Origin of the sequence: Eubacterium sp. AF36-5BH (assembly GCF_003460505.1) — a bacterium.
In the GTDB taxonomy this organism is placed as follows: Bacteria; Bacillota; Clostridia; order Lachnospirales; family Lachnospiraceae; genus Eubacterium_G.
The window spans coordinates 1-4,160 of record NZ_QTVG01000019.1 but is presented as its reverse complement, the minus strand read 5'-3'; the positions used below and the strand labels follow the sequence as shown (position 1 = coordinate 4,160).

The 4,160-nt window shown below is 33.1% G+C and carries 2 protein-coding genes; both read left to right on the top strand.

Going from position 1 to position 4,160, the window contains the following annotated elements:
- On the top strand, nucleotides 1-2,101 hold a 2,101-nt coding region (locus DW006_RS11935), incomplete at its 5' end, for a beta-ketoacyl reductase (RefSeq protein WP_118000901.1).
- A gap of 56 nt (nucleotides 2,102-2,157) precedes the next feature.
- Nucleotides 2,158-4,160: polyketide synthase (locus DW006_RS11930; protein ID WP_147337659.1), on the top strand; the 2,003-nt coding region annotated here is incomplete at its 3' end.

Sequence of the window (4,160 nt, the reverse complement as noted above, 5' to 3'; positions counted from 1 at the left end):
GAGTATTGAGGTATATTCTCAGATTACTAAGGAGTGTTATAGCTATTTACGTCGTAAAGATCGAGGAGATGCCAATGCAGAAGTAGCAACGTTTGACATTGTAGTAGTTGATAATAGTGGTAAGGTTTTGATAGAAGTTACAGACTATACAATAAAAAAAGTAAGAAACGCACATCAGAAAAGTGAAAAGATGGCAAAAAAAACAGAATCTTTTTATCAGCTCGGATGGATCAAGAAGGGATTGAAGCAAGGTGAAGAAGTTAGCAAAAAAGGAATCATACTTGTATTCAAGAGTGAAGATGATAAAAGCAGCAGTTTAATACGAGAATTTAAAAAGCAAGGAAGACGAATCATTGAAGTTAGCATAGGAGAAGAATATAAGAAAATAGATGAGAATACATATATAGTTGCTTCAAATGAGAGAAGCTATATGAAGTTGATAACAAATTTTCACGAGGAGAAGATATCTTATATTTTGCATTTACTAAATTTTAATATGCATGATAGTGAAACGATAGAGCAGTTTAACAGGGGAAAATTAACAGGAGTTATGAGTTTGTATTATCTAACACGTGCACTACTTTTTAATCGTTTTAGGCAGAAAGTTGATATTGTACTTGTAGGGAACCAAGCTAATGAAGTGACAAAACGAGAAACGATTATTAATCCTCAGGTAGCTGCATTATTCGGACTAGCAAAAGTAGTAAGGCAAGAGTATCCTAAATTGCAATGCAGAAGTATCGATATAGATAGTAATACAGAAGTGGAAGACATTTTGTGTGAAGTGGTGTATGGAGAAGAATGTAATTTAGTGGCATATCGTGAAGGAGAGCGTTATGTAGAAGAATTACAAAAATTGGATATAGAAAATGTGTCTAAACGAGATGTTAAGATTCGGAGCAATGGCGTTTATGTCATTACTGGTGGAACTGGCGACATTGGACTGGAATTTGGAAAATATATTGCTGGTAAAAACAAAGTACATCTTGCGTTACTCAATAGATCAAAATTTCCAGAAAGACAAAACTGGAAAGAAATATTGGAACATAATGAAGATATTAAACTTATCAGGAAAATACAATCAATTCAAGAAATGGAATCATCAGGTGCCGAAGTGAGCTGTTATAGTGTGGACGTGTCGGATGAAAATACACTTAAGGATGTATTTGAGGAACTTCATCAGAAATATGGAAAAATAAACGGAATAATTCATAGCGCAGGTGTGGCAGGAGATGGATTGTTAATTACTAAGGATGAAAATGTATTTCAAAGTGTGTTACGACCTAAGATGGATGGAACTTGGATGTTGGATCATTTTACAAAGCAGGATGATTTAGACTTTTTTATTCTTTTTTCATCTATTTCGTCTTTATTTGGAGGAGTTGGTCAAGGAGACTATACTGCTGCAAATACTTATTTAGATGCTTATGCAGTATACAGAAGTAAGAAAGGAAGACCAACTTTATGCATTAATTGGCCGGCATGGAAAGATATTGGAATGGCTGTGGATTATGGTGTTAATCAGGATGGGGTATTCAAAGCGATTTCTACGGAAGATGCAATTCAGGGATTTGAAAATATATTTTACAAGGATATTTGTAACATATTTATCGGTAAATTAAATCAGGAGTATATAGAAGAATTTCCAGTAAAAATTTCTGAGGAGCTACAAATTATTACTAAAAAATCAAACGCAAAAGATAATCGAAAAGATATTAAGCAGAAAAATAATAACATCATTACACTTAGTGGAAATCACAATAATCAATACAATGATATCGAACAAAAAATTGCAACAATTTGGGCAAGAGTTTTGGGGGTATCAAGTATTGATGTTCATGCCAGCTTTTATCGACTTGGAGGTAATTCCGTATTAGCAGTCTCATTATATAGAGAACTCGAAAAAGAATTTACAAAAATGCTAGATATTACGGATATATATAGTTACCCAACAATCAGCCAAATGTCAGAATATTTGAAAACAAAGAATATAAATATTGTGCAAGAGGAAACAAGTTATGACGAGAGCAATCTCGATATGATTTTGGAGAAACTTGCGAATGGTGAAATTACAGAAGAACAGATTGATTATTTGGTGTAAGTGTATTAACTGTAAAGTTATAAGAATAGTCTATATTTTATTACGAGGAAATATTAATGAAATTAGTACAAAGGTATATTTATAAACAAGTATCGGAGCAAAAACTTGCAAAAGAGGATGCAAAATTAATGTTGCAGGAATTGCATAATAGTAGTAGAGACAAAGATTTTGCAATTATTGGTATGGCTGGAAAAATGCCAGGAGCAGATGATTTAAAACAATATTGGGTTAATTTGTGTGGGAGTAAAAGCAATATAAATGAATTTCCAAACAATCGCTGGGAGGATTGTGCACCTTTAGCGAGTGGCAAGAAAGCGGATTATAGAAAAGGTGGATATTTGGAGGAAATAGATAAATTTGACACTGAGTTTTTCAATATATCTCCTCAAGAGGCGAAATATATGAATCCAATGCAACGATTACTTTTGCAGACATCCTATGAGGCAATTGAAGATGCAGGTTATGGTGGCGAAAGAATCTATGGCTCAAATGCGGGGGTATATATAGGTGTTGAAAGTACATCTATCCTTAATTATAATCAATTATTTTCGAAATCAGATTCTATGATGTTTACAGGCTCGATGAATGGTATTTTAGCAAGTCGTATTTCATTTCATTATAACTTAAAGGGGCCAAGTATGGTTATCGACACAGCCTGTTCATCAAGCCTTACGGCTATCATTATGGCTTGTCAGGCATTGGAGAGTAATCAATGTGATTTGGCGATAGTAGGAGGCATTTGTTTGAATTTATTACCATCGCTAAAGAAAAATATACTGGATATGGTTGAATCAGGAGATGATTTAATAAGAGCATTTGATCAGAATGCGAATGGTACTTCTTGGGGAGAAGCAGTAGGATTGATCGTGATTAAGCCACTTTGGAAAGCCATAAAAGATGGAGATTCAGTTCAGGCGGTAATAAAAGGTTGGGCTATAAATAATGATGGTGCATCTAATGGGATTACTGCTCCGGATGCTAAAGCACAGGAAGCGGTAATTGTGGATGCATGGAAAAATGCAGAGATAAATCCAGAATCAATTCAATATATTGAAACTCATGGAACAGGAACGATTCTAGGGGATCCAATAGAAATTAAAGGAATTACAAACGCTTTTCAAAGATTTACAGAAAAGAAACAATTCTGTGCTATTGGTTCTGTAAAAACAAATATTGGTCATACTGTCGGTGCCTCAGGAATAGTGTCATTAATTAAAGTGGTTCTCATGTTAAAACATAAAAAGATGGTTGCATCTTTAAATTTTAGCAAGCCAAATAAGTTTATTCAATTTATTGAATCGCCTGTTTTTGTGAACGATATATTACGTGATTGGGAAAAAGGACAAGAAGCAAGAAGGGCGGGAATTAGTTCATTTGGGTTCAGTGGAACTAATTGTCACATTATTGTGGAGGAAGCCATCCAAGCAAAATATGCCGATAAAACACTTCAGGAAGAACAAAATGTTTTTATAGTCTCAGCTAAAAATAAAGACAGTATTAAGGAATTGATTCAAAAATATTATTACTTTTTTTTAGAGAACAGCAATATTAATTTAGCAGATGTTTGCTATACCGCGAACACGGGAAGAGGACATTATAATTTTAGACTTGTCATTATCTGTGAAAGTCTTGTTGATTTAGTTGAAAAGTTAAAACATATTGTAACAAAAGGATTTGACAAAATTCTGAGTAATGAAGTATTTTATGGAGAACATAATGTAGTATCAATACGGACAGATAATAAAAAAAATGAGATAACAGAGCAAGAAAAAAACAAGTTAAGTGAAAATGCAAATACTAAAATAATAGAATATTTGAAGAAAAATGATATTGAAGTATTAAAAGAAATTTGTCAAAAATATGTAAATGGTGCAGATGTTAAATGGATAGAGATGTATCGCAACCTAAATTGTAAAAAGGTAAATTTACCTACGTATCCGTTCAGAAAAATACGTTGTTGGAGTGATAAATCAGGGACAGGAAAGCTAGATAACAACATAAGAGAAAATATCCATCCCCTTTTAGATTACTGTGTAGTAGATTCTATATATAACACAAT